General features: G+C 63.0%; 24 protein-coding genes. 8 read left to right on the forward strand and 16 right to left on the reverse strand.

Features of this window, described 5'->3' with window-relative positions; translation table 11 throughout:
* Position 1: 1 nt before the first annotated feature.
* The 3 genes from PTT45_RS03275 to PTT45_RS03285 form a co-directional block, all read right to left on the reverse strand.
* Positions 2-658 carry a TetR/AcrR family transcriptional regulator gene (locus tag PTT45_RS03275; protein WP_273811511.1) on the reverse strand — a complete coding sequence of 219 codons (657 nt, stop codon included), beginning with the start codon at positions 656-658 and terminating at the stop codon, positions 2-4.
* Between the two features lie 214 nt (positions 659-872).
* A complete protein-coding gene (locus tag PTT45_RS03280) occupies positions 873-1,259 on the reverse strand; it encodes a hypothetical protein (RefSeq protein ID WP_273811512.1) in 387 nt (128 codons plus the stop codon).
* A 7-nt stretch (positions 1,260-1,266) separates the two neighbouring features.
* On the reverse strand, positions 1,267-2,187 hold the full coding sequence (locus tag PTT45_RS03285) for a LysR family transcriptional regulator (protein WP_273811513.1): 921 nt from the start codon (positions 2,185-2,187) through the stop codon (positions 1,267-1,269).
* A 108-nt stretch (positions 2,188-2,295) separates the two neighbouring features.
* On the opposite strand from PTT45_RS03285, the gene PTT45_RS03290 reads away from it, so the two are divergent.
* From PTT45_RS03290 to PTT45_RS03305, 4 genes are all read left to right on the forward strand, one after another.
* Positions 2,296-3,642, forward strand: coding sequence for an aspartate aminotransferase family protein (locus tag PTT45_RS03290; RefSeq protein WP_273811514.1), 1,347 nt, complete (start codon positions 2,296-2,298; stop codon positions 3,640-3,642).
* Positions 3,639-3,926: a cupin domain-containing protein gene (locus PTT45_RS03295; protein WP_273811775.1), complete on the forward strand. Its 288-nt coding sequence runs from the start codon at positions 3,639-3,641 to the stop codon at positions 3,924-3,926. The genes PTT45_RS03290 and PTT45_RS03295 overlap by 4 nt, the downstream gene beginning before the upstream one ends.
* 57 nt (positions 3,927-3,983) lie before the next feature.
* Complete coding sequence (locus PTT45_RS03300; protein ID WP_273811515.1) at positions 3,984-5,480, forward strand: CoA-acylating methylmalonate-semialdehyde dehydrogenase; 1,497 nt, start codon at positions 3,984-3,986, stop codon at positions 5,478-5,480.
* Positions 5,481-5,725: 245 nt separating this feature from the next.
* On the forward strand, positions 5,726-6,496 hold the full coding sequence (locus PTT45_RS03305; RefSeq protein WP_273811516.1) for a gamma-glutamyl-gamma-aminobutyrate hydrolase family protein: 771 nt from the start codon (positions 5,726-5,728) through the stop codon (positions 6,494-6,496).
* Positions 6,497-6,570: 74 nt separating this feature from the next.
* On the opposite strand, the gene PTT45_RS03310 is transcribed toward PTT45_RS03305, so the two are convergent.
* The 3 genes from PTT45_RS03310 to PTT45_RS03315 form a co-directional block, all read right to left on the reverse strand.
* Positions 6,571-7,701: a hypothetical protein gene (locus tag PTT45_RS03310; protein ID WP_273811517.1), complete on the reverse strand. Its 1,131-nt coding sequence runs from the start codon at positions 7,699-7,701 to the stop codon at positions 6,571-6,573.
* A complete protein-coding gene (locus PTT45_RS22295) occupies positions 7,698-8,207 on the reverse strand; it encodes a DUF4365 domain-containing protein (protein ID WP_443218144.1) in 510 nt (169 codons plus the stop codon). Before PTT45_RS22295 ends, PTT45_RS03310 begins: the two co-directional genes overlap by 4 nt.
* A gap of 903 nt (positions 8,208-9,110) precedes the next feature.
* Entirely contained in the window at positions 9,111-9,458 is a 348-nt protein-coding gene (locus PTT45_RS03315) for a hypothetical protein (RefSeq protein ID WP_273811518.1), read from the reverse strand.
* A 285-nt stretch (positions 9,459-9,743) separates the two neighbouring features.
* On the opposite strand from PTT45_RS03315, the gene PTT45_RS03320 reads away from it, so the two are divergent.
* Entirely contained in the window at positions 9,744-10,466 is a 723-nt protein-coding gene (locus PTT45_RS03320) for a hypothetical protein (protein WP_273811519.1), read from the forward strand.
* A gap of 60 nt (positions 10,467-10,526) precedes the next feature.
* Entirely contained in the window at positions 10,527-10,982 is a 456-nt protein-coding gene (locus tag PTT45_RS03325; protein WP_273811520.1) for a GNAT family N-acetyltransferase, read from the forward strand.
* An 8-nt stretch (positions 10,983-10,990) separates the two neighbouring features.
* On the opposite strand, the gene PTT45_RS03330 is transcribed toward PTT45_RS03325, so the two are convergent.
* Positions 10,991-11,716 carry a substrate-binding periplasmic protein gene (locus PTT45_RS03330; protein ID WP_273811521.1) on the reverse strand — a complete coding sequence of 242 codons (726 nt, stop codon included), beginning with the start codon at positions 11,714-11,716 and terminating at the stop codon, positions 10,991-10,993.
* Between the two features lie 73 nt (positions 11,717-11,789).
* Positions 11,790-12,131, reverse strand: a complete 342-nt coding sequence (locus PTT45_RS03335; RefSeq protein WP_273811522.1) for a zinc ribbon domain-containing protein YjdM — start codon at positions 12,129-12,131, stop codon at positions 11,790-11,792.
* Between the two features lie 125 nt (positions 12,132-12,256).
* Here PTT45_RS03335 and PTT45_RS03340 point away from each other — a divergent pair, with 125 nt between their 5' ends.
* Positions 12,257-13,147 carry a YihY/virulence factor BrkB family protein gene (locus PTT45_RS03340; RefSeq protein WP_273811523.1) on the forward strand — a complete coding sequence of 297 codons (891 nt, stop codon included), beginning with the start codon at positions 12,257-12,259 and terminating at the stop codon, positions 13,145-13,147.
* A 5-nt stretch (positions 13,148-13,152) separates the two neighbouring features.
* On the opposite strand, the gene PTT45_RS03345 is transcribed toward PTT45_RS03340, so the two are convergent.
* The 8 genes from PTT45_RS03345 to PTT45_RS03380 form a co-directional block, all read right to left on the reverse strand.
* Positions 13,153-13,620, reverse strand: a complete 468-nt coding sequence (locus PTT45_RS03345; RefSeq protein ID WP_273811524.1) for an LEA type 2 family protein — start codon at positions 13,618-13,620, stop codon at positions 13,153-13,155.
* A gap of 59 nt (positions 13,621-13,679) precedes the next feature.
* Positions 13,680-15,080, reverse strand: coding sequence for a hypothetical protein (locus PTT45_RS03350; RefSeq protein WP_273811525.1), 1,401 nt, complete (start codon positions 15,078-15,080; stop codon positions 13,680-13,682).
* A 42-nt stretch (positions 15,081-15,122) separates the two neighbouring features.
* The gene (locus PTT45_RS03355) at positions 15,123-15,869 is read right to left on the reverse strand and encodes a substrate-binding periplasmic protein (protein WP_273811526.1); all 747 of its coding nucleotides are present in this window, start codon (positions 15,867-15,869) and stop codon (positions 15,123-15,125) included.
* Positions 15,870-15,910: 41 nt separating this feature from the next.
* Complete coding sequence (locus PTT45_RS03360) at positions 15,911-17,974, reverse strand: putative bifunctional diguanylate cyclase/phosphodiesterase (protein ID WP_273811527.1); 2,064 nt, start codon at positions 17,972-17,974, stop codon at positions 15,911-15,913.
* A gap of 201 nt (positions 17,975-18,175) precedes the next feature.
* Complete coding sequence (gene sodB, locus PTT45_RS03365) at positions 18,176-18,757, reverse strand: superoxide dismutase [Fe] (RefSeq protein WP_021701119.1); 582 nt, start codon at positions 18,755-18,757, stop codon at positions 18,176-18,178.
* A gap of 229 nt (positions 18,758-18,986) precedes the next feature.
* Entirely contained in the window at positions 18,987-19,829 is an 843-nt protein-coding gene (locus tag PTT45_RS03370; RefSeq protein WP_273811528.1) for an EamA family transporter, read from the reverse strand.
* 58 nt (positions 19,830-19,887) lie between these two features.
* Positions 19,888-20,496: a LysE/ArgO family amino acid transporter gene (locus tag PTT45_RS03375; protein ID WP_273811529.1), complete on the reverse strand. Its 609-nt coding sequence runs from the start codon at positions 20,494-20,496 to the stop codon at positions 19,888-19,890.
* A gap of 1 nt (position 20,497) precedes the next feature.
* Positions 20,498-20,899, reverse strand: a complete 402-nt coding sequence (locus tag PTT45_RS03380) for an ACT domain-containing protein (protein WP_273811530.1) — start codon at positions 20,897-20,899, stop codon at positions 20,498-20,500.
* A gap of 95 nt (positions 20,900-20,994) precedes the next feature.
* Between PTT45_RS03380 and PTT45_RS03385 the strand changes: the two genes are divergently transcribed.
* Positions 20,995-21,879 carry a LysR family transcriptional regulator ArgP gene (locus PTT45_RS03385; protein ID WP_273811531.1) on the forward strand — a complete coding sequence of 295 codons (885 nt, stop codon included), beginning with the start codon at positions 20,995-20,997 and terminating at the stop codon, positions 21,877-21,879.
* Positions 21,880-21,888 lie beyond the last annotated feature (9 nt).

Consider the following 21,888-nt stretch of genomic DNA (forward strand, 5'->3'; position numbering starts at 1 on the left):
CTCAGGCCGGCAGCTTGATGCCGCAGCCCTTGAGGATGATGCGCACCAGATTGTCGGTGGCCTCTTCGTAGTCGGCCTTCTTCAGGCTGCTCTTGCCGGAGTACAGGGCGATCTGGCTGGCAAAGTCGGCGTAGTGCTGGGTGCTGCCCCACAGCATGAAGATCAGGTGCGCCGGGTCGACCGGGTCCATCTTGCCCGCATCGATCCAGCCCTGGATCACCGCAGTGCGGCCGTGGAACCAGTCGCGCGAGCCCTGGCTGTAGTGGGCTGCCAGTTGCTGGCCGCCACTGATCACCTCCATGGCGAAGATGCGCGAGGCCAGCGGCTGGGTGCGCGAGAACTCGATCTTGGAGCGGATGTAGCGGCTCAGCGCCTCGGCCGGGTCGTCATTGACCGTCATGCCGTCGAGGGCCTTTTCCCACTGGCAGAGGATGTTCTGCAGTACCGCGATGTACAGGCCCTGCTTGCTGCTGAAGTAGTAGTGCAGGTTGGCCTTGGGCAGCCCCACCGCCTGGGCGATGCTGTTCATGCTGGTGCCTTTGTAGCCGTGCCGGGCGAACTCCACCTCGGCGGCGGCGATGATGGCTTTTTCGTTCTTCTGGCGGATGCGACCGGCAGGTTTGGCGGCACTGGGAGCAGGGGTGGGGGCAGCAGGCATCGAGGCAGGTCCGTACAGATGATCGGCTTGTCTGCGCACTGATAACTCAGCGCGGAAGACTAGACAAGCCTCTCGCGTCAAAAACGTGTTCAGCTCCCAGTGAGACCTGACCGAACGGACGGAATACGGCCAAAAACGTCAGAAAACCGTCTTTGACTCTCGAGTCATGCTCGCTAGGAAAATGGCGGATCGCCTAGTGGTACGCGCGTTCCGCTTAGTTCGCATGGTCGGTCGAGGCATGGATGCGCAGCCCTTGTTTCCCGCGCGTCAGGTTGTACGACTCGCGCCAGCGGCTGAGGACCTGCCCCGCATCCCCGAGCAGTTCCCAGGTGACGCTGGCCAGCAGGCTGCCGGTGCCCAGCGGCACGAATTCCAGCTCATCGAAGCGGCAGCTGCTGCAGCCCTGCGCGGCGTAGCCGTCGAGCACCTGCTGGAAGTACGCCGCGATCTCCTGCGGCGTGGCGAATACCTGCGCCTCGTCACTGGCGTTCAGCGCCAGATAGGGCGCCGCATAGCGCTGGGCGACTCGTTGGCCATCGAAGCTGGCGAAGGCGGCAACGAAGTCGCTGAAGAAGGCCTGCAGCTCGTGCTCTGGCGTCATCGACGGTTCAGCTGGTCTTGGCCAGCGCCTCCAGGAAGGTTTCCAGCACCAGCTGCGGGCGGCGGCCCTTGCGCGTCACCGAGGCCAGGGTCAGGTCGTAGAAGCGCGAGTTCGGCTTGAGCACGCGCAGGCGGCCCTGCTGCACCCACTGCTGGGCATAGTGGTCGGCCAGGTAGCCGATGTAGCGCCCGGTGAGGATGAGGAAGGCCATGCCCTCGCGGTCCGACGCGCTGGCCGTGCAGTTGAGCACCTGGTACTGGCTCTGCACTTCCGGCGGCAGGCGGAAGGTCGGGGCGATGGCGTCCTGGGCGTTCAGGCGGCTGTCGGACAGCTGGTTGTCGTCCACATAGAAGAGGGGATGGCCCACTGCGCAGTACAGCTGCGAGCGCTCGCCATACAGCGGCTGGTACTCCAGGCCGGACAGGGCATGGCTCTGCGGCACCACGCCGACGTGCAGGCTGCCGTCGAGCACGCCCTGTTCCACTTCCGAGGGTGGCGTCATGCGGATCTGGATGCGCACCTCCGGGCCCTGTTCCTTCAGCCGTGCCAGCGCATGGGTGATGCGCATGTGCGGCACGGTCACCAGATTGTCGGTCAGGCCGATGTGCAGCTCGCCGCGCAGCTCGCGGTGCAGGCCGTTGACCCCGTTGCGGAAGCTCTCCAGCGCGCCGAACAGCTGCAGCGAGGACTGGTACACCTCGCGCCCCTCGTCGGTCAGGGCGAAGCCGGCGCGGCCGCGTTGGCACAGGCGCAGGCCCAGGCGCTGCTCCAGATCGCTCATCTGCTGGCTGATGGCCGAGCGGCCGATGCCCAGCACGCTCTCGGCGGCGGAGAAGCCGCCACACTCGACCACGCTGCGGAACAGGCGCAGCAGGCGGATTTCAAAGTCACTGACCTGGGCCAGCGGATCGGGACGGCGGCTACTCATTGTTTAGTTAGCACTTAACTTAAAGTGAGAAGAATTGGATTTTCGTGACTTTATGCCCGTGGCACCTTGCGATGCAACAAGACCACAGTGCCGCTCTGGAGAGCCACGATGAACATGCCGCAGTCTGCCACCCCGTCCCTGGCCAGCCAGCTCAAGCTGGACGCCCACTGGATGCCCTTCTCCGCCAACCGCAACTTCAAGCGCGACCCGCGCCTGATCGTCGCCGCCGAAGGCAACATCCTCATCGACGACCAGGGCCGCCGCGTGTTCGACAGCCTCTCCGGCCTGTGGACCTGTGGCGCCGGCCACAGCCGTAAGGAAATCCAGGAAGCCGTGGCCAAGCAGCTCGGTACCCTCGACTACTCGCCGGGCTTCCAGTACGGCCACGCGCTGTCGTTCAAGCTGGCCGAGAAGATCGCCGACCTGCTGCCGGGCGAGCTTAACCACGTGTTCTTCACCGGTTCCGGCTCCGAGTGCGCCGACACTGCGGTGAAATTGGCCAAGGCCTACTGGCGCCTGAAGGGCCAACCGGCCAAGACCAAATTCATCGGCCGCGCCCGTGGCTACCACGGCGTCAACATCGCCGGCACCGCGCTGGGCGGCATCGGTGGCAACCGCAAGATGTACGGCCAACTGATGGACGCCGACCACCTGCCGCACACCCTGCAGCCGGGCATGGCCTTCACCAAGGGCATGGCCGAGACCGGCGGCGTGGAGCTGGCCAACGAGCTGCTCAAGCTGATCGAGCTGCACGACGCTTCCAACATCGCCGCCGTCATCGTCGAGCCGCTGTCCGGTTCCGCTGGCGCGCTGATTCCGCCCAAGGGCTACCTGGAGCGCCTGCGCGAGATCTGCACCCAGCACAACATCCTGCTGATCTTCGACGAAGTGATCACCGGCTTCGGCCGCATGGGCAAGTGGAGCGGCGCGGAATACTTCGGCGTCACCCCGGACATCCTCAACGCCGCCAAGCAGATCACCAACGGTGCCATCCCGCTGGGCGCGGTGGTGGCCTCCAAGGAGATCTACGACACCTTCATGCACCAGGCCATCCCTGAGCACATGATCGAGTTCACCCACGGTTACACCTACTCGGCCCACCCGGTCGCCTGCGCCGCAGGCCTGGCTACCCTGGAGCTGCTGGAAAAGGACAACCTGATCCAGCAATCCGCCGACCTGGCGCCGCACTTCGAGAACGTCCTGCACGGCCTCAAGGGCAGCAAGCACGTCATCGACATCCGCAACTGCGGCCTGGTCGGTGCCCTGCAACTGGCCCCGCGTGACGGCGACCCGACCATCCGCCCGTTCGAGGCCGGCATGGCTCTGTGGAAAGCTGGCTTCTACGTGCGCTTCGGTGGCGACACTCTGCAGTTCGGGCCGACCTTCAACACCAAGCCGGAGGAGCTGGACCGCCTGTTCAACGCCGTCGGCGACGTGCTGAACAAGCTCGACTGATGAGCCGACCCAAGGCGGTGCCCACCGTGCAGGTGGAAAACGAGCGGGTCATCGTCACCGAGTGGCGCTTCGCCCCCGGTGCCGAGACCGGCGCCCACCGCCACGGCTATGACTACGTGGTGACGCCGATGACCGACGGTGTACTGCTGCTGGAAACCCCGGAGGGCGAGCGTCACGCGCCCCTGGTGGCCGGCCGCTCGTACTTCCGCCAGGCCGGCGTCGAACACAACGTGGTCAACGCCAGCGACCACGAAGTGGTCTTCGTCGAAACCGAAATCAAATGATTCGCGGCGGCTGCGCCCAGCGCGGCCGCCCCACAGAACACCAATGAGGGAACACCCATGAGTACCGTCGCCCACTTCATCAATGGCGAAATCGTGCTGCGCAACGGCCGCACCGCCCAGGTCTTCAACCCGTCCATCGGCGAGCCGGTGCGTCAGGTCGAACTGGCCGATCGCGCCACCATCCAGTCCGCCATCGACGCCGCCAAGGCTGCCTTCCCGGCCTGGCGCAACACCCCGCCGGCCAAGCGCGCCCAGGTCATGTTCCGCTTCAAGCAACTGCTGGAGCAGAACAAAGACAAGATCGCCGCGCTGATCAGCGAAGAGCACGGCAAGACCATCGAAGACGCCATCGGCGAGTTGCAGCGCGGCATCGAGAACGTCGAATACGCCTGCGGCGCCCCCGAGCTGCTGAAGGGCGAGTACAACCGCAACGTCGGCCCGAACATCGACAGCTGGAGCGACTTCCAGCCGCTGGGCGTGGTTGCCGGTATCACCCCGTTCAACTTCCCGGCCATGGTGCCGCTGTGGATGTACCCGCTGGCCATCGCCTGCGGCAACTGCTTCATCCTCAAGCCGTCCGAGCGTGACCCGAGCTCCACCCTGTACATCGCCCAGCTGCTGCACGAAGCCGGCCTGCCCAAGGGCGTGATCGGCGTGATCAACGGCGACAAGGAAGCGGTGGACGCGCTGATCGAAGCGCCGGAAGTCAAAGCCATCAGCTTCGTCGGCTCGACCCCGATCGCCGAATACATCTACACCGAGGCCAACAAGCGCGGTAAGCGCGTACAGGCCCTGGGCGGCGCCAAGAACCACGCCGTGGTACTGCCGGACGCCGACCTCGACAACACCGTCAACGCCCTGATGGGCGCGGCCTACGGCTCCTGTGGCGAGCGCTGCATGGCCATCTCCGTGGCCGTGGCCGTGGGCGACCAGGTTGCCGACAAGCTGGTCGAGAAACTGGTACCGAAAATCACCGGCCTGAAGATCGGCGCCGGCACCTCCTGCGGCCTGGACATGGGCCCGCTGGTTACCGGTGCCGCCCGTGACAAGGTCAAGGGCTACATCGACAGCGGCGTGGCGCAGGGCGCCAAGCTGGTGGTCGACGGCCGCGACATCTCGGTCGCCGGCAACGAGGCTGGCTTCTTCGTCGGCGGCACCCTGTTCGACCACGTTACCAGCGACATGACCATCTACCAGGAAGAGATCTTCGGCCCGGTCCTGTGCATCGTCCGCGTCGGCAGCCTGGAAGAGGCGATGAAGCTGATCAACGACCACGAGTACGGCAACGGCACCTGCCTGTTCACCCGCGACGGTGAAGCGGCGCGCCTGTTCTGCGACGAGATCGAAGTCGGCATGGTCGGCGTCAACGTACCGCTGCCGGTACCGGTGGCCTACCACAGCTTCGGCGGCTGGAAGCGCTCGCTGTTCGGCGACCTGCACGCCTACGGCCCGGACGGTGTGCGCTTCTACACCAAGCGCAAGACCATCACCCAGCGCTGGCCGCAGCGCGCCAGCCACGAGGCGGCGCAATTCGCCTTCCCGAGCAATAGCTGATGTAAGCCAAGGGCCGGTCGCAAGACCGGCCCTTTTTTGTGCTGCCGGTGCATGCCGCGCAGCACCGTTCCAACCTCGTTAAACCCTGCCGCGCGGGCGCGGCATTGGTGCAGTGACCCGGCGCAGACCGGGAAGCGGCACCCCTTGGGTGAGCGGACTCACGGCCACGTGACCTGCAAGCCCGCTCTCCCAAGGGCAGCCCACTTCAATCACAAGAAGAGGACACCCTTGCAATGAGCAAACCCATGATTGGCCTTCCCCTGTGCCGCTGGCAGCTGACCGACCGCGACATTGGCTGGTTCCACTTGGTGGGCGAGAAATACATTCAGGCCGTCACCGGCTTCGGCGCCTTCCCGCTGATGATCCCGGCCTTCGGCGACGACCTGGACATGGAGACCGTGCTCGATAACGTCTCCGGCATCATGTTTGGCGGCTCCCTGTCCAACGTGCACCCGAGCTTCTACGGCGACGACCACCCCGGCCTGGGCCTGGCCGACAAACCCCGCGACGCCACCGTTCTGCGTCTGATGCGCGCCTGCATCGACCGTGGCATTCCTTTCCTCGGCATCTGCCGCGGTGTGCAGGAACTCAACGTGTTGTACGGCGGCACCCTGCACCGCGAAGTGCACAACGTGCCGGGCCGTCTCGACCACCGCGAGGTGAAGGACGTACCGGACAACGTGGCCTACGGCCCGATCCACAAGGTCGCCCTGACCGAGGGCGGCGTGCTGCACAAGCTGCTCGGCGAGCGCGAGATCACCGTCAACTCGCTGCATGGGCAGGGCATTGATCGCCTTGGCGAAGGCCTACAGGTCGAGGCCGTTTGCGAGGACGGGCAGATCGAGGCGGTCAGCGTGATTGGCGCCAAGGCGTTTGCGGTCGGTGTGCAGTGGCACCCGGAGTATCGCTATTGGGAGAAGGACGATTACAACGCGCTGATTGGGGCGTTTCATGAGGCGGCGAGGGAGTATCAGAAGGCTAAGGCTGCTAAAAAGCGGGAAGCGGAACTAGCCTAGTGTCGTTATTTGTATGTGAAAAGCCCATCAAATGATGGGCTTTTTCATTGAGGGCGCGCTATGGGCGATAAGTTTTAAATATCTGCTGCTGATCCAATAAGTTCTAGTGTGGTTATTGCATCAAGAGTCCAGCTGCCTCCTTTCCTTTGCAACTGTCCCTTAGCCAAGATTTTAAGTCCAGAGCTATGGGCGCTGACAGCCTTTAGATAAAATTCAGGGCCTAGCTGCATGCGGACTTCTATCTTTCCATGCTTGTCATGGTTGGTTCGTGTGGAAATGGTTCTTCTTGAAGTATCCTTTGATGGATTGTCTACACAATGTAGGTTGACTACATGTCCAGATATTTCGTCTGCTTTTGGAGTGACTATCTTTAATTGCTCTGATACGAAGTGCAGCATTTCCACTTCCGGCTCCGCAATTCTTCGTGTTCTAAAAGTTGCGATGTCTTCACTCGGGGCAATGCAAGATGCCCACTCAATCTCTATGTCATAGCGCATCCGGCCATCTAGGCTTATTTCTGCTATGGCATCGCACATTTTTGAATTTAAGGCAGTGTCATACGAATTTAAGAGGATTCCTGGTTCGTTAAACTCGACGGCCTTGCCTAGTAGTGATAGCCCACGGGCGACGCGTTCAATGATTTTTCTTTCAGATGGCGGCTCAAAGAGGTCAAGCGTTTTGCTCGATTTTGACATTGAAGACGATATTTCAAATCCAAAGCTTCCTTTGAATGTATGGCAGAAATCAAAGTTTTTAATTAAAGATATGGCTCCAGAGGGGATGTCATCGTAATAGGGCTTTGCATCAATTTCCGAAGAGGCAGAATAGAGTATTAAGTTGCGAATCGCCTTTACATGTCTTGGTGCATCTTCGACAGGAATCGAGAACTCATGGTCAGGTATTTCGAGCCTTATTAGCATTGAGTCGGCGTGGTCGCTGACGATATCTGCGGCTAATTCGGTTAATGTAATGTTATGTATTTGGCTTAATGCTGATAGTGTGTCGTAGATGCTTTTTTCTGAGCCTAAGTATTTTGAATTGGTTGGCAGAATTATATCCAGTCCCTCCATTTCTGGATGTATGAACGTTTGTCTGCGAGAGCCAAATCCAGAAGCTCGCTGCCACCCTAGCTTAAGCATGTGAGCAGTAAGGTCTTCAAGGGCTATGCGTCCGGCTAGCGATTCAAAACTCCGGTTGGTGCTCATTTTTTGGCTCCAAGGAGTAATTTTTTTTGTTGTTCGACTAGCCAGTCGGGTGTTAGTAGTTGGCTTCTAGGTATTCGAATTCTTATTGATGATTTATTTGTGGTTGCTGGGCCGTCGATAAAATAGTAATAGCAGCACTTCTTAAAAACAAGCTCTTCTTCGCAAATATTTATCCAAGAGCTTTGGTCCTGCGGAAGGCAGCATAATATTAGTGCGAATGGTAGATAGCCTTCGTCTCTTCGATAAATGTATCGATTGTATGCTTCTGCGTCCATGTCATAAGTTACGTGTTCTGGCTCAAGACTCCAGTTTATGGAGGATTTCAATTGAAATTCAATTATTGGGCCTAGGTCAATAACCTTTGATCCGTGTTTAGAAAGGCGGCGTACTTCTACGTCTGTTCCGTAGTCATGCTGGACTGAATTGAGTGAAAGCCCTGAGCGAGAAATAACTGCGTTTACATACGATATGCTTAGAGATTCTTGGATTAATTGTATTGGTAGCATTGTGTATGTGATTCTTTCTTGGTAGAGAGATTAGTGAAATTTGACTGCAATAGGGTTTCGATGGGACCGCCACCACGCTTTTCGCCTTCCCGGCGAGTTACTTTCTCTTTGCTTGTGCAAAGAGAAAGTAACCAAAGAGAAAGCACACCCGGCATCCGGGTCTCGCTGCGCGAGACTTCCTTCGTTCCATCATTGCTCCAGGGGCCCGCCGCGAAGGGCCATCCTTGGCCCATCGCGTCTCTCGCGGCATCCATGCCGCTCAACCCCTTACACAACGATTCCACTCAGCCTCCTGACGGGACATGATCCCGGCCCGATCTTTTGGTGTGATCTCGGTGCTGTAGTGCTGGCGTTTGGGTGCGGTGGCTCGGGCTGCGCCAGCAGAGATCTGCCGACAACTCCGATTAGCTCAAAACGCGAAACCTTCATGCGCGCAAACTCCCCGTCAGTAGGCCGAGTGGAGGTGTTGCGTAGGGGGGCGCGAGGCATGGACGCCGAGCGAGGAACGAAGGGACAGGGACGTCCCTTCGTGACGGCCCCCGGAGCGGCGCCGGAAGGAGGGGAGTCGAGCGCAGCGAGACCCGGATGTCGGGGTGCCCTTCTCTTTGGTTACTTTCTCTTGGGCAAACAAGAGAAAGTGACGCGCCGTGCAAGGCGCAACCTGTAGTCGAAAGACGAGGAACGCGATTAGGGAGAAATGCGAGAGGGGAGGCGCCGAATGAAGAAGCCAGCAACCAGGTCCATGAGCGAGGAATCGCGGCGTCAACGGCCATGAATGCATCCCTGCAAGTCGATGCCCCGACCTTACTCCAGGATGCTGGCCCAATGCCACAGCTGAACAACTAGTCAGTTACCAAACCACCTCCCAGAAAAGAAGAAGCCCCGCCAAAGCGGGGCTCCCAGTCACCAGCGATAGTCGTCGTGATGATGACGACGATGATGCTTACGCCAGTGCTTGTGATGGTGACGCGGCGCCGGCACGTAATACACCGGCCCCGGCCTGTAGTACACCGGCCGCTCCACATAGACCGGCTGCGGGTAATAAGCCACCGGAGGCGGTGGCGGCGCATAGTAGACCGGCTCTGGCTCATAGACCCGAGCCGGTCGCTGGCTGGCGATAACTCCACCGATGATGGCGCCGACCGCAACACCCGCGGCCACATCGCCGCCGTCTGCCGCTTGGGCCTGTTGCTCGCCAGCGAGAGCAAGGCTGGCGATCAGGCCGGTAATGAGGGGGATACGCGAAAGCATGGTCGAGACTCCTGTATCACCGGAGGTTTCCGGTTACTGCGTTCGACTGTATGCACCGCGATACTTTCCCGGCGGCTGTGTAAATCCTATGTAAAAGAGCGACTTGCGCCGTTCGTCTGGTTGCTGGGTGCAAGGCTGAGAGGCACTGCAGGCGAGGCGGGAAAGCCGCGTGCTAGAGCCGTTGCGCTCACCGCGCGCGCGGCCGCTTGAGCGCAGCGCGGAGCAAGTCCGGTTTTTTGCGCTTTACTGCTAGCCGAGGGTTCACGGGAGAGCGGGGGCAATCCGATGAATTCAGCCAAGGCCTGGCGACTGGGCTCGGTGCTGGCGCTAGGGGTAGCGCTGGGCCTGGGCGGCTGCTCCGGGCAACTGGACCACGCCAGCATCATCAGCAAAACCACCGAACTCAAACCCGGCGAACTGCTGCAGAGCGACGTGGATCGCATGGCCACCCTGGCCATGCGCAACAACCTCAATAGCCTGTACCTGCTGCTGGGCAAGCTTTACCAGCGCAACCCGCGCGAGTGGCGCAAGACCGGGCTGCCGAACCGCACGGCGGCGGAGCAGGCGATCCACCAGGCCATCGAACTGAACCAGCCGTTGCCGCAGCTTGGCGGCCGGCGCGACGTGGCGGCGCTCAGCTACTCATTGAGTCCGGATTTCCAGGGCGACCGCGTCGGCGCCTTCATCTATTCGCTGGGCAGCATGTTGATCACCGCCCACGGCGGGCGCACCGAGTTCTACCTGACCGATTCGTTCGATGCGCAGTTCATCCACAACGCCGCGCGCAACATCGAGAAGGCCGCCTGGATGCTCGCCCAACGGCGCGACGAGCAGGGCCGCCCGCTGCTGCTATCCAACGACGAGGGCAACCTCAGCTATGCGGTGGAGTTCGGCAAGATGACGGCGCGCCTGGACCTGCTCACCCATGTGCTGGAGGAGCGCTACCGGCGCCTCGGGGTGAACTACGCGCAGAGCCTGCTGTTCATCAACTTCCTGCCGGTGCAGTAGCTAGGTGCGCAGGTGTCCGGGATACTCGGGCGCTGTCTATCCGTTGCCGCTGGAGCCTGTGTGAAACTCGATTGGTTACGCGCCCACCCCGAGCACTGCGATACGGTTGCTACGTGGTTGTACCGACAGTTCCCCTATGAGTTCGCCGAGCAGGCGCTGGCCGACTGGCAGGCGGAGTTTCGCGCTGGTCAGGAGAATGGCGACTGGCAGATGCGGATCGTCCTGGACGAGGGGCGAGTGCTCGGCTGCGCCGGTCTGGCGCGCGATGACTTGCCCCAGCGCCCCGAGCTGGCGCCGTGGCTGGCGTGTGTCTATGTCTTGCCCGAGATGCGCGGGCAGGGGTTGGCGGAGCGCCTGGTCGAGAGCATCTGTGCAACGGCCAGCGAACGCGGCCACCGCAGCCTCTATCTGCATACCCATGATCGTGCCGACTACTACGCGAAGCGTGGCTGGCAGATGCTGGAACGCTTCCAGGCATGGGGCGGCGAGCACAGCCTGATGATTCGCCAGCTGTAGCGGCGGCGCTACTCCTCCCACTTGCGCAGGATCTTCTGCAGCGCGCCGCTGGCGCGGACCTGCTTCAGCGCGGCAGCGAACTGCTTGGCGCGGGCCTCGTCGCCCTTGGCGAAGGCGACGTAGCGCGGCATCTCCACCAGTGGTTTGGGCAGCAGGCGCACGCTGGCCTGTGCGCGCTGTTCCTGGATGAAATAGAGCAGCTGAGTGCGGTCGCCGACGATGATGTCGATGCGCCCAGCCAGCAGCATGGACACCAGCTGGCGCGGGTTCTGCGCGCTGGTGTCGCGGCGCAGGTCGGCCTTGTCGAAATTCGACTCGTAGGCGTAGCCGCGTACCTGGCCGATGACGAACGGGCTGAAGTCGTCGAGGCTCTGCCAGTCGGTGATCGCCGTCTTGTGGGTGGTCATGAACACGGTGGAGCCGGTGCGGATGGGGCCGACCAGTTCGTACTGTTCTTTGCGTTCTGGGGTGCCGGCGAACTGGAAGGCCATCTCGGCTTCGCCGCGCTCGAGCATGCGTTTGACCCGCTCCCAGGGGTACAGGCGCAGGTTGTAGGCGATGCCGGCCTGGCGCATGACCGCTTCGACCATCTCCACGTCGACGCCGCGCGGGGTGTCGTCGTCCTGGGTGACGAAGCTGTAGGGGGCGAATTGTTCGTCGCCGACCACGCGCCAGGTTTCGGCGGCGAGCAGCGGGCTGAAGATCAGGAGCAGAAGCAGCGACAGACTGCGCATCGTGTTCTCCCGAGGGGCGGGCGCCTAGTGCGCCCGTTCTCTTCAGCCTAGTCGCTGGGCTGGCAGCTGTGCGTCAGACCTTGCGCACGAATTCCGACTTCAGCTTCATCGCGCCGATGCCGTCGATCTTGCAGTCGATGTCGTGGTCGCCATCCACCAGGCGGATGTTCTTCACCTTGGTACCGACCTTGACCACCAGGGACGAGCCCTTGACCTTGAGGTCCTTGATCACGGTGACGCTGTCGCCGTCCTGCAGCAGGTTGCCCACCGAGTCCTTGATCACGCGGTCGCCATCGGCATCCTGCGCGGAGGCATCGGCCGACCACTCGTGGGCGCACTCCGGGCAGACCAGCTGGGCGCCGTCTTCGTAGGTGTATTCGGAGCTGCACTTGGGGCAGGGTGGCAGGGTACTCATGGAAAGGCCTCGGTCGAACGTAAAGGCCGCAGATTGTATAGGGCTTTTACTGCCTGCGGGCGATTGGTCGAACCGATCCGCCTGCGCCGCCGTCCCACCTTGCAGGAGAACGCGGCGGAGGATGCATGGCTTTCATCGATTTGCGCGGGGTGTCCTGGCGCACCATTGCCCGGCAGACGGTCAGTGACTTCGTCGACGACGAGCTGCCCACCTACGCCTCGGCGCTGGCCTTCCAGCTGTTCTTCTCGCTGTTTCCCTTCCTGCTGTTTCTCATTGCCCTGATTGGCGTGCTGGATGCTCAGCCGATCTTCGACTGGCTGCACGAGCAGGCCGCGCTGCTGCTGCCGCGCGAGGCACTGGGCCTGGTCGATCCGGTGATCGCGCAGCTGCAGACGCAAAAGGGCGGCCTGTTTTCCATCGGTATCCTGCTGGCGCTGTGGACCTCTTCGGCGGCCGTGCGCTCGACCATGGCGGCGATGAACCGCGCCTACGGTGTGGACGACGCACGGCCGGCGTGGAAGCGCATTCCGCTGTCGCTGCTGTACACGGTGGCGGTGGCGCTGATCATGCTGATGGTGGCCGCGCTGATGGTGCTAGGGCCGCAGGCGATGAACTGGCTGGCCGGCCAGTTCGGTCTGGAGCAGACGGTGGTGCTGCTCTGGTCCTGGCTGCGCTGGCCATTGGCGGTGTTGATGCTGATGATCGTGGTGGCGGCGGTGTACTACCTCGCGCCGGACGTGCAGCAGGAGTTTCGCTTCATCACCCCGGGCTCGGTGCTGGCGGTGCTGGTGTGGATCGCGGCCTCGCTGGGCTTCGGCTTCTACGCGCAGAACTTCGCCGACTACAACGCCACCTACGGCAGCATCGGCGCGATCATCGTGTTCCTGCTCTACCTGTACATCTCGTCGGCGGTGCTGCTGTTCGGCGCCGAGCTCAACGCGGTGATCGAGCACCACGCCAGCGAGGGCAAGGAGCCGGGCGAGAAGGTCGCCTCAGTCCCTGCCGAGGACCATTAGCAGGCTCACTGAGTGAGTGGTTGTTGCGGCCAGTTGAGGGTGCCGGCATCGCTGAAGCGCGCGGTGCCGAACAGGCCACCGCCCAGCTTGCCGTTCAGCTCATAGGGCAGCCCGCGACCATTCTGGTAACCGGCCGCAGCCCAGGCCTGGCGCATCACCGACAGCGCGGAGACGCTCAGCGGCACCCGCAGCAACGCCTCGCCATAGCGCGGCACCTGGCCGCTCTGGTCACTCACGCCGCTGGCCAGCGGCTGGCCGTTGACGTCCAGCTCGACGCTCAGGCCGTCGTAATCGATGGGATTGTCATTGGGGTTCTGCACCCGCAGGACCACCGCGAAGCGCATCTCCATGCCTTGCGCCGGCAACGGCTCCAGCCCGACCAGATCGATGCGCAGCGGATCGCGCGGCATCAGCGAGGCACAGCCGCTCAGGGCAACGGCGATCAGCAGGATGGAGAGAGTGCGGAGGGACATATGGAACTCCCGGTTCTATGGATTACAGAGTAGGAGACCGCTGCGCCACAGGTCTTGCTTCAATAAGTCAGTCGGTAGGTACCGTTTTCGCTCAGGCCTTCGAATAGCAGGCTGCCGCTTTTTTCGTCCCATCCGAATGGCTGTTCGCGGTAGGGATCCTGCAGCTCGTTATGTTGTAGGTATTCGGGTATTTGGTCTGGCGTGACTTGTTGATTGCGCATCTCTGCCAGCAGGAGGCTAGCGCGACGCAAGCCCTCCAGGTCAGCAATACGCAGGTAATAGTTCGTGAACCCCTGATCGCTAGCTTGCATCTCCAGCAATACGCCTCCCAAATTGCGCAGGTACTTCGGCTTGAACCCGGCTAGGGTGCGGCTGCGCTCCAGTTGCATCGAGCGTTCTCGTGCTTCTTCCATCTCTGCGTAGGGCACTGCGAGCAGATCGCGCTGTTCGAGCAGAAATTCGGCATAGCGATTGAGCGAGGCTTGCTTGAGCAACAACGGCGGGGTTAGGACTTTGACGACTCGTTGTATCAGCGCGTCTTCGTCTTGGTTGGCGAGCCAGTTCAGCTCACGCGCCTTCATCTGCTGCAGGTAACCATCTACGAAGATCATTTCGCCGCTGAGCGTCCTGTCCCACGAGCGTTCGCTCTCGGTCATGGGGGCCCGCCAGGCGTCGATGGGCAGCAATCCGGCATAGCCGTCCTGATTCTGGAAAAGCTGAATTGACCACAGGAAGTGTTGGTTGATGGCTGCGCTGGCAATCATGCGGCTAATCAAGAGGTCAGAATTGGCTAGTGCCATGCGCCAGAACAGCAGGTCGTTCTGTAGCAGGTTACGCGCCTGCTGGATGTCGCCCCGGCGGGCGAGTTGCCAGGCGTTGACAAGCAGGAGTCGCTGACCACCTAGCGCGTGCTGATATTCCGGGAAGGAAAAGTGCAAGTTGTAGGGGAGCGGCTCGTACATGGAGGTCAGCTGGATTAGCTCCAGGTAGCGCTGCAGATGCAGTTGCTCCAGTTCGAGCCATTCATCAACGCGTTGCTCATTGTTGCTCAAGCGCTGCAGGCATTGGCCGTTGTTGCTCTTGCACGCGTCTATCAGAGGCTCTACGAACAGCGGCAGTTCCTTGCTGCGATCCGGCCAGCGCGGGTGCTGGGGCTCAATCAGCTCTGCGGTCTGGGGCTGCTGAGCGGCCCAGGCCATCCATTCGATGCGTTTGCCACCCAGCGCTATGGGGGACTGTCCTTCGCTGGCCGTGATGCCCAGCAGATAGAGGTAGGCATTGTTCCTGTCAGCAACTACCGCGCGGTTGGCATGGGTTTCAGCAAGGTGTCGGACTGCAGTTGAGGCGGGATCGTCTTTCCAGTTAATCGCCAGCAGAGCCGTATAGGTCAGTACCAAAAATACGAAGAGCAGGCCGATGAGCCACAGGAATCCACGGGCTAATCTTTGAATGAACTGCATGGTGCTTCCCTGACCATAAAAACGCTGATCATATCGCCGTGCTCAGGGATTGTCGGCTCTCTGCCGGATGGCTTCGTCGAAGCGTTCCACCACCTGCTCTTCAACCTTGCGCGAGAACATCAGGTGCATGGGCTCTTGTGGGTGCTCGCTGACGGCGAACAGCTGCATCGGCTGGCCGCCGACCGACTGCTGGGCCTGGGCCACGCTGGCCTCGACCAGGTAGCCATCGATGCGGCCGAGGCTCAGTACCTGATGCAGTTGCTGGTCCCAGCGCACTTCCATGCGTTGAGTGTGGGCGGCCGGGTCGCGGACGATGGCTTCCAGGGCTTCGCCATAGTAGAAACCGCGGATCAGGCCGAGCACGCGGGGCTGGCCATTGGGGCGTGGCTCGGCCAGCCAGTTCACCAACGACAGCCTGCCGAGTTCTTGTTGGCGGGGACCTTCGGTAGCGCGCACCACCAGTACCATCTGCTCCTGGCGATAGGCCTGGCTGAACTGGGCGTAGGCTTCACGTTCGGCGGTGCGGCTGGCGCCATAGAGCATGTCCAGCTGGCCCTGCTTGAGCAGCTGCAGGGCTCGGGCCCAGGGCATCTCCACGAATTCCAGGCTGCAGCCGGCGCCGCTGGCCAGTTGCTGGAGCAGCTCGTACTCGTTGCCGGTCAGCTGTTCATCCTGCTGGTAGATCAGGGGGAACCACTCTTCCCAGCCGACCCGTAGGTGACAGCTGCTCTCCTCGGCCACTGCCACATTGGCGAATGTCAGGCACAGGGCGAGGAGGGCTGGCTTCATGGCGGCTACTACTGCCCCATCGCCAGTTGGGCGACGGGGTATCAGAGGGTGGCGGGATTGCCTGCGTTGGTCAGGCGGCGGGCTTGCTTGAGGTAGAGGGTCAGCTCGCGGGCCGGCAGCGGCTTGCTGTACAGGTATCCCTGACCCTCGTTGCAGCCCTGGGCGATGATGTAGGTTTCCTGCTCGGCGGTTTCCACGCCCTCGGCGATGACCTGCATGCCCAGGCTCTTGCCCAGCTGGATGATGGCGCGAACGATGGTGGCGTCGTCCTCGTCGTCGAGCAGGTCCTGGACGAAGCTCTTGTCGATCTTGATCTTGTCCAGCGGCAGGCTCTTCAGGTAGCTCAGCGAGGAGTAGCCGGTACCGAAGTCGTCGATGGCGATCAAGGCGCCTGCGCGGCGCAGGCTGAGCAGGTTCTGCGCGGCGGTGCTGATGTCTTCCATCAGGCCGGTCTCGGTGACTTCCAGCTCCAGGCTACGCGGCGGCAGGCGGTAGACCTGCAGCAGGTTGCTGACCATGCGCGGCAGCTCGGCGTGGTGCAGCTGCACGGTGGACAGGTTGACCGCCATGCGCAGCTCGCTGAAGCCCTGGTCGTGCCATTCGCGCAGCTGGCGGCAGGCCTGGTCGAGCACCCATTCGCCGATGGCGATGATGGTGCCGTTCTGTTCGGCCAGCGGGATGAACAGGTCTGGCGGCACGAAGCCGTGCTGCGGGTGTTGCCAGCGGATCAGCGCCTCGACGCCGACCACGCGGTGGTCGCGGTAGTCGACCTGCGGCTGGAACACCAGGTGCATCTCGTTGCGGTTGAGCGCCTCGCGCAGCTCCTTCTCCAGTTCGCGGCGGCGACGCATCTCGCTGTCGACGCTGGCGATGTAGAACTGGTAGCGGTTGCGCGAACGGCTCTTGGCCAGGGTCATGGTCTGTTCGGCTTTCTGCAGCAGCTTTTCGGTGCTATCGCCGTCTTCCGGGAACAGGGTGATGCCGATGGTGGCGCGCAGGCGGACTTCCTGCTGCTCCAGCGCGAAGGGGATGTCGAGGTTGTCGAGGATGCTCTGCGCCAGCTCGGCGGCTTCGTAGGGCTGCTCGATGTCGGCCTGAACCAGGGCGAACTGGTCGCCACCGAGGCGGGCGAGGGCGCCGAGGCGGCCGCTGTGGCTACGCAGGCGATCGGACAGGGCCAGCAGCAGCTGGTCGCCGGTCTGGTAGCTGAACTGTTCGTTGATGCCCTTGAAGTCATCGAGGCCGACGCACAGCACGGCCACACGACGTTGCAGGCGACCGGCGTCGTCGAGGATCTGATCGAGCTGCTGTTGCAGTTGCTGGCGGTTCGGCAGGCCGGTGAGGAAGTCATACTGCGACATGCGCAGCAGGCTGTTCTCCGCCTCGCGGCGCAGGTGGGTGTTGCGTTCGATGGAGGCGAGCAGGTCGTTGGCGGTGTTGATCCACAACCCCAGCTCGTTCTTCTCGTTGCCCTTGAGCATCGGCAGCTTGTGCTCGCTGGGGCGGTCCGGATTGATGTTGGTGAGGTACTCGATGATCTTCGACAGCGGCTTGGTCAGCAGCCAGTGGTAGACCATGTACAGCACCAGGGCCATGGCCAGGGCGCGCAGCACGCCGGAGACGAAGATGATCACCGAGGTGGTGATGAAGTTCTCGCCGTAGCTGGCGGTATCCAGGGTGATGGTCAGGTCGCCGTAGTACTCGCTGTACGGGCCCTTGCCGACCAGCTGGGTGGTGAAGGTCTGTTCCTGGCCGAGGATCGGGTCGGTGATCCAGCGGGTGGCGCTGGGCTGCAGTTCGCGTGAGCGTTCGGCGAGCATCGGCTCGTTGGGGTGGCCTATGGCGGCGTAGCGCACGGCCTCGTGCTGGAACAGGCCCTCGATGACCTGCATGCCCATCTCGCGGTCGAGGCTGTAGACGGCCTGGGTGGATGGGTCACGGAACATGCCGAGGATGCGATGAGCATCGCTGGCTACGGCCTGACGGGTCTTGTAGATGTCGTAGACGATCTGACCGCAACTCAGCACCACGCCGACCACCAATGCCGACAGCAGAACAACACGTAGCAGTTTCAGCGACAGGCTGTTTTTCAGGTCCAGCTTCAAATGCGTATTCCTTGTTCGCCGCCGGAGGCTCATGACCGTTGTGAGTATTGGCAAATGCGAGGGAGCCGTCAAAGGGCCATTACGTCATATCCCCATCTTTTTCGTAAGGGGTAGGGCAATACTTGAGTCCGTTCTGACCGCCGGTCACGTAAACGAAAAAGCCCGGCACAGGGCCGGGCTCTTCGTGGTGCATCAGGTGACTCAGGCAGCGAAGTTCTTCGCCACGAAGTCCCAGTTGACCAGGTTCCAGAACGCCTCGACGTACTTCGGACGCAGGTTGCGGTAGTCGATGTAGTAGGCGTGTTCCCATACGTCGCAGGTCAGCAGCGGGGTGTCGCCGCTGGTCAGCGGGCAGCCGGCGCCGATGGTGCTGGCCAGGGCCAGGGAGCCGTCGGCCTTCTTCACCAGCCAGCCCCAGCCGGAGCCGAAGGTGCCGATGGAGACCTTGCTGAACTCTTCCTTGAACTTGTCGAAGGAACCGAAGGTGGCGTTGATGGCGTCAGCCAGGGCACCGGTCGGTTGGCCACCGCCGTTCGGCGACAGGCAGTTCCAGTAGAAGGTGTGGTTCCAGATCTGCGCGGCGTTGTTGAACACGCCACCGGAGGAAGTCTTGATGATTTCTTCCAGGCTCTTGCCTTCGAACTCGGTGCCCGGCACCAGGTTGTTCAGGTTCACCACGTAGGCGTTGTGGTGCTTGCCATGGTGGAATTCCAGGGTCTCGGCGGACAGGTGCGGCTCGAGGGCGTTCTTCTCGTACGGCAGCGGCGGCAATTCGAAAGCCATGGTCTATCTCCTTCATCAGCGGTAGGGATATGTGCGATTCGCACGTGGCCGTTCACGGGGCGGCCGGAAATCGGGCGGCTACGAGTTTGTACTCTTTAATGTGCCGCGAGGCCGGGATCATAGCACCCGACCCTGGCCTTATCCACGCAGCAACTGTGTGGGAAAGCCGGTGCCATGGGCTTTGCCGGCCTCTTGCTGGGACCGGCAGCGGGGCAGGAAGTGCAGGTAATCAGGCCAGTTTCATCAGTGCCACGCCAGCGAGGATCACCGCGCAGGCGAGCAGGCGCAGCGCCGGCATCGACTCCTTGAGGAACAGCCAGCCGATCAGCAGGGCGAACAGCACGCTGGTCTCGCGCAGCGCCGAGACCATGGCCACCGGCGCCTGGGTAGTAGCCCAGATCACCAGGCTGTAGGCCAGCATCGACATGGCGCCGCCGCCGAGGCCGCCGCGCCAGTGCGGGCCGAGCTGGAGGAAGATGCGCGGCCCGCGACGCAGGGTGATGACCGTGGTCGCCACCACGCCGTTGACCACGAACAGCCACAGCGCATAGCCGATGGCGTCGCCATTGCTGCGCGCGCCGAGGGCGTCGGCCAGGGTGTAGCCGGCGATGCAGGCCGCGGTGGCCAGGGCGTTGAACAGCAGTGGGCCATTGAGCGCGGCACCGCCATGGCTGCCGCGCCAGGCCATCAGCCAGATGCCGCCGACCAGCACCAACAGCCCCAGCCATTGCCCCGCGTGCAGCGCGTCGCCGGCCAGCAGGGCGAGCAGCGCCACCAGCAGGGGCGAGCTGCCGCGGGCGATGGGATAGACCTGCGACAGGTCGCCATGCTGGTAGGCCCGCGAGAGGAAGATGTTGTAGCCGATGTGCAGCAACGCGGAGACGGCGATGCAGGGCCAGGCGTCGGCCACCGGCAGGCCGAAGAAGGGCAGCGCCGGCAGGGCGATGCAGCCGGCGCCGATCTGGATCAGCGAGGCGGTGAGGTAACGGTCCAGGCCGATCTTCAGCAGGGCGTTCCAGCCCGCATGCAGCGCCGCGGCGGCCATCACCACGGCAAACACCGTCGTATCCAAGAGCGCCCCCCAGGGCCTGGTCAGAGCGCCGCAGCATAACGCCGCGGCGCCGCTGCGGTCATGCTCCGGGCGCGTGGGCGATCAGTTGCCAGGCCACGGCGAACATCATCGCCGCTACCGCCAGGTCGAGCAGGCGCCAGGTGGCCGGGCGCGCCAGCCAGGGCGCGAGCCAGGCGGCGCCCAGGGCCAGGGTGAAGAACCAGATCAGTGAAGCGCTGGCCGCGCCCAGGGCGTAGGCACCGGGCACTGGCTGCTGGGCGCCGAGGGAGCCGATCAGCAGTACGGTATCCAGGTAGACGTGCGGGTTGAGCAGGGTCACCGCCAGCGCCGCCAGGAGCACGGCACGGCGCGAGCGTGGCGCGCTGTCCTGGCGTTGCAGGGCCTGCGGGTTGAGCGCCCGGCGCAGGGCCTGGACGCCCAGCCAGAGCAGGAAGGCGGCGCCGCCCCAGCGTGCCACTGCCAGCAGCGTGGGGTTCTGCGCCAGCACGGCGGCCAGGCCGAACACGCCGGCGGCGACCAGGATGGCATCGCACAGCACGCACAGCGCCGCCACCGGCAGGTGATGTTCGCGGCGCAGGCTCTGGGCCAGGACGAAGGCATTCTGCGCGCCGATGGCGATGATCAGGCCGGCAGCCACCAGCATGCCGTTGAGATAGCTCTGCCACATATCAGCGGCTCTCCGCGGCCAGTTGCTGCAGCACGGCCACGGCTCGCTCGGCGTCGGCCTCGGCGACGAACAGGTGGTCGTGGTGGTAGCCGGCGATCACGTTGCAGCTGATGCCCTGCTTGGCCAGCGCCGTGGCGAAGGCGGCGGTGAGGCCCACGGCAGCGAGCGAGGAGTGCACCTCCAGGGTGATCCAGGCGGCCAGGTAGTCGTAGGCGAGGCCGAGGCGGTCAGCTTCTTCGCGGGCGATGATTAGCGTGGTGCCTTCGGCCTCGCGGAAGCTGCCGAGGGCAGCGGCCATCTGCACCACGCTTGGCTGCGGCACATTGCAGAATACGAAGCGGCCGGGGTTGAGGCGCGGCGACAGGCTGGCGAGCAGGGTGCCGAGATTGGTTTCGCCGGTCATGGCGGAGTCCTTGTAGCGGTTGCGATGCTGGCCAGTCTGGGGTGCTCAGTTGTATAAGAAAAACAAATCATGCTGATCTCTCATTAGGGATTCTTATGTTTGACTACAAACTGCTGGCGGCACTGGCCGCCGTGGTGGAGCAGGGCGGCTTCGAACGTGCCGCGCAATTGCTGGGTCTGTCGCAATCGGCTGTGTCGCAGCGGATCAAGCTGCTCGAGGCGCGGGTCGGCCAACCGGTGCTGCTGCGTGCCACGCCGCCGGGGCCGACGGAGGTGGGTCGACGCCTGCTCAACCATGTGCAACAGGTGCGCCTGTTGGAGCGCGACCTACAAGGCCAGGTGCCGGCCCTGGCCGGGGACCAGCCGGCCGAGCGGCTGCGCATCGCGTTGAATGCCGACAGCCTGGCGACCTGGTGGGCGCCGCTGATGGGCGATTTCGTCGCCGAGCACCGCCTGCTGCTGGACCATGTGGTCGAGGACCAGGACGTCGGCCTCAAGCGCATGCGTGCGGGTGAGGTAGCCGCCTGCATATGCGGCGCCGAACGGCCGGTGGCCGGCGCCCGCGCTCTGCCGCTGGGCGCGATGCGCTATCGCGCGCTGGCCTGTCCCGCCTTTATTGAGCGGCACTTCTCCGCGGGGGTCACTGCCGAGAGCATGGCGCGCGCGCCGGCCATCGTGTTCGGCCCGGATGACCTGCTGCAGCATCGCTACATGGCCAGCCTGGGACTGAATGGGGCGTTCAGCTATCACCTGTGCCCTTCGTCGGAGGGCTTCATTCGCTTGGCGGGCGCCGGGTTGGGATGGGGGTTGGTGCCGGAGCTGCAGGTGCGCCAGCAGTTGGCCAGCGGTGAGCTGGTCGAGTTGCTGCCAGATCGCCCGCTGGACGTGCCGCTGTACTGGCACCACTGGCGTAACGGCGGCGAGCTGCTGAACCAGCTCACTCGCCACCTGGAGAAGGGCGTGGGCGAGTGGCTGGTGTAGCCGCTCGCC

This window comes from Pseudomonas sp. Gutcm_11s (assembly GCF_028649395.1).
Classification (GTDB): domain Bacteria; phylum Pseudomonadota; class Gammaproteobacteria; order Pseudomonadales; family Pseudomonadaceae; genus Aquipseudomonas.

What these genes read in the sequence shown, in the direction of transcription:
- PTT45_RS03335 (WP_273811522.1), bottom strand. Translation starts at nt 12,131, where the DNA reads ATGAGTACCCTGCCACCCTGCCCCAAGTGCAGCTCCGAATACACCTAC.
- PTT45_RS03340 (WP_273811523.1), top strand. Translation starts at nt 12,257, where the DNA reads ATGGCTTTCATCGATTTGCGCGGGGTGTCCTGGCGCACCATTGCCCGG.
- PTT45_RS03380 (WP_273811530.1), bottom strand. Translation starts at nt 20,899, where the DNA reads ATGACCGGCGAAACCAATCTCGGCACCCTGCTCGCCAGCCTGTCGCCG.
- PTT45_RS03320 (WP_273811519.1), top strand. Translation starts at nt 9,744, where the DNA reads ATGAATTCAGCCAAGGCCTGGCGACTGGGCTCGGTGCTGGCGCTAGGG.
- PTT45_RS03275 (WP_273811511.1), bottom strand. Translation starts at nt 658, where the DNA reads ATGCCTGCTGCCCCCACCCCTGCTCCCAGTGCCGCCAAACCTGCCGGT.
- sodB (WP_021701119.1), bottom strand. Translation starts at nt 18,757, where the DNA reads ATGGCTTTCGAATTGCCGCCGCTGCCGTACGAGAAGAACGCCCTCGAG.
- PTT45_RS03345 (WP_273811524.1), bottom strand. Translation starts at nt 13,620, where the DNA reads ATGTCCCTCCGCACTCTCTCCATCCTGCTGATCGCCGTTGCCCTGAGC.
- PTT45_RS03290 (WP_273811514.1), top strand. Translation starts at nt 2,296, where the DNA reads ATGAACATGCCGCAGTCTGCCACCCCGTCCCTGGCCAGCCAGCTCAAG.
- PTT45_RS03385 (WP_273811531.1), top strand. Translation starts at nt 20,995, where the DNA reads ATGTTTGACTACAAACTGCTGGCGGCACTGGCCGCCGTGGTGGAGCAG.
- PTT45_RS22295 (WP_443218144.1), bottom strand. Translation starts at nt 8,207, where the DNA reads ATGCTACCAATACAATTAATCCAAGAATCTCTAAGCATATCGTATGTA.
- PTT45_RS03375 (WP_273811529.1), bottom strand. Translation starts at nt 20,496, where the DNA reads ATGTGGCAGAGCTATCTCAACGGCATGCTGGTGGCTGCCGGCCTGATC.
- PTT45_RS03285 (WP_273811513.1), bottom strand. Translation starts at nt 2,187, where the DNA reads ATGAGTAGCCGCCGTCCCGATCCGCTGGCCCAGGTCAGTGACTTTGAA.
- PTT45_RS03305 (WP_273811516.1), top strand. Translation starts at nt 5,726, where the DNA reads ATGATTGGCCTTCCCCTGTGCCGCTGGCAGCTGACCGACCGCGACATT.
- PTT45_RS03310 (WP_273811517.1), bottom strand. Translation starts at nt 7,701, where the DNA reads ATGAGCACCAACCGGAGTTTTGAATCGCTAGCCGGACGCATAGCCCTT.
- PTT45_RS03280 (WP_273811512.1), bottom strand. Translation starts at nt 1,259, where the DNA reads ATGACGCCAGAGCACGAGCTGCAGGCCTTCTTCAGCGACTTCGTTGCC.
- PTT45_RS03355 (WP_273811526.1), bottom strand. Translation starts at nt 15,869, where the DNA reads ATGAAGCCAGCCCTCCTCGCCCTGTGCCTGACATTCGCCAATGTGGCA.
- PTT45_RS03300 (WP_273811515.1), top strand. Translation starts at nt 3,984, where the DNA reads ATGAGTACCGTCGCCCACTTCATCAATGGCGAAATCGTGCTGCGCAAC.
- PTT45_RS03350 (WP_273811525.1), bottom strand. Translation starts at nt 15,080, where the DNA reads ATGCAGTTCATTCAAAGATTAGCCCGTGGATTCCTGTGGCTCATCGGC.
- PTT45_RS03330 (WP_273811521.1), bottom strand. Translation starts at nt 11,716, where the DNA reads ATGCGCAGTCTGTCGCTGCTTCTGCTCCTGATCTTCAGCCCGCTGCTC.
- PTT45_RS03315 (WP_273811518.1), bottom strand. Translation starts at nt 9,458, where the DNA reads ATGCTTTCGCGTATCCCCCTCATTACCGGCCTGATCGCCAGCCTTGCT.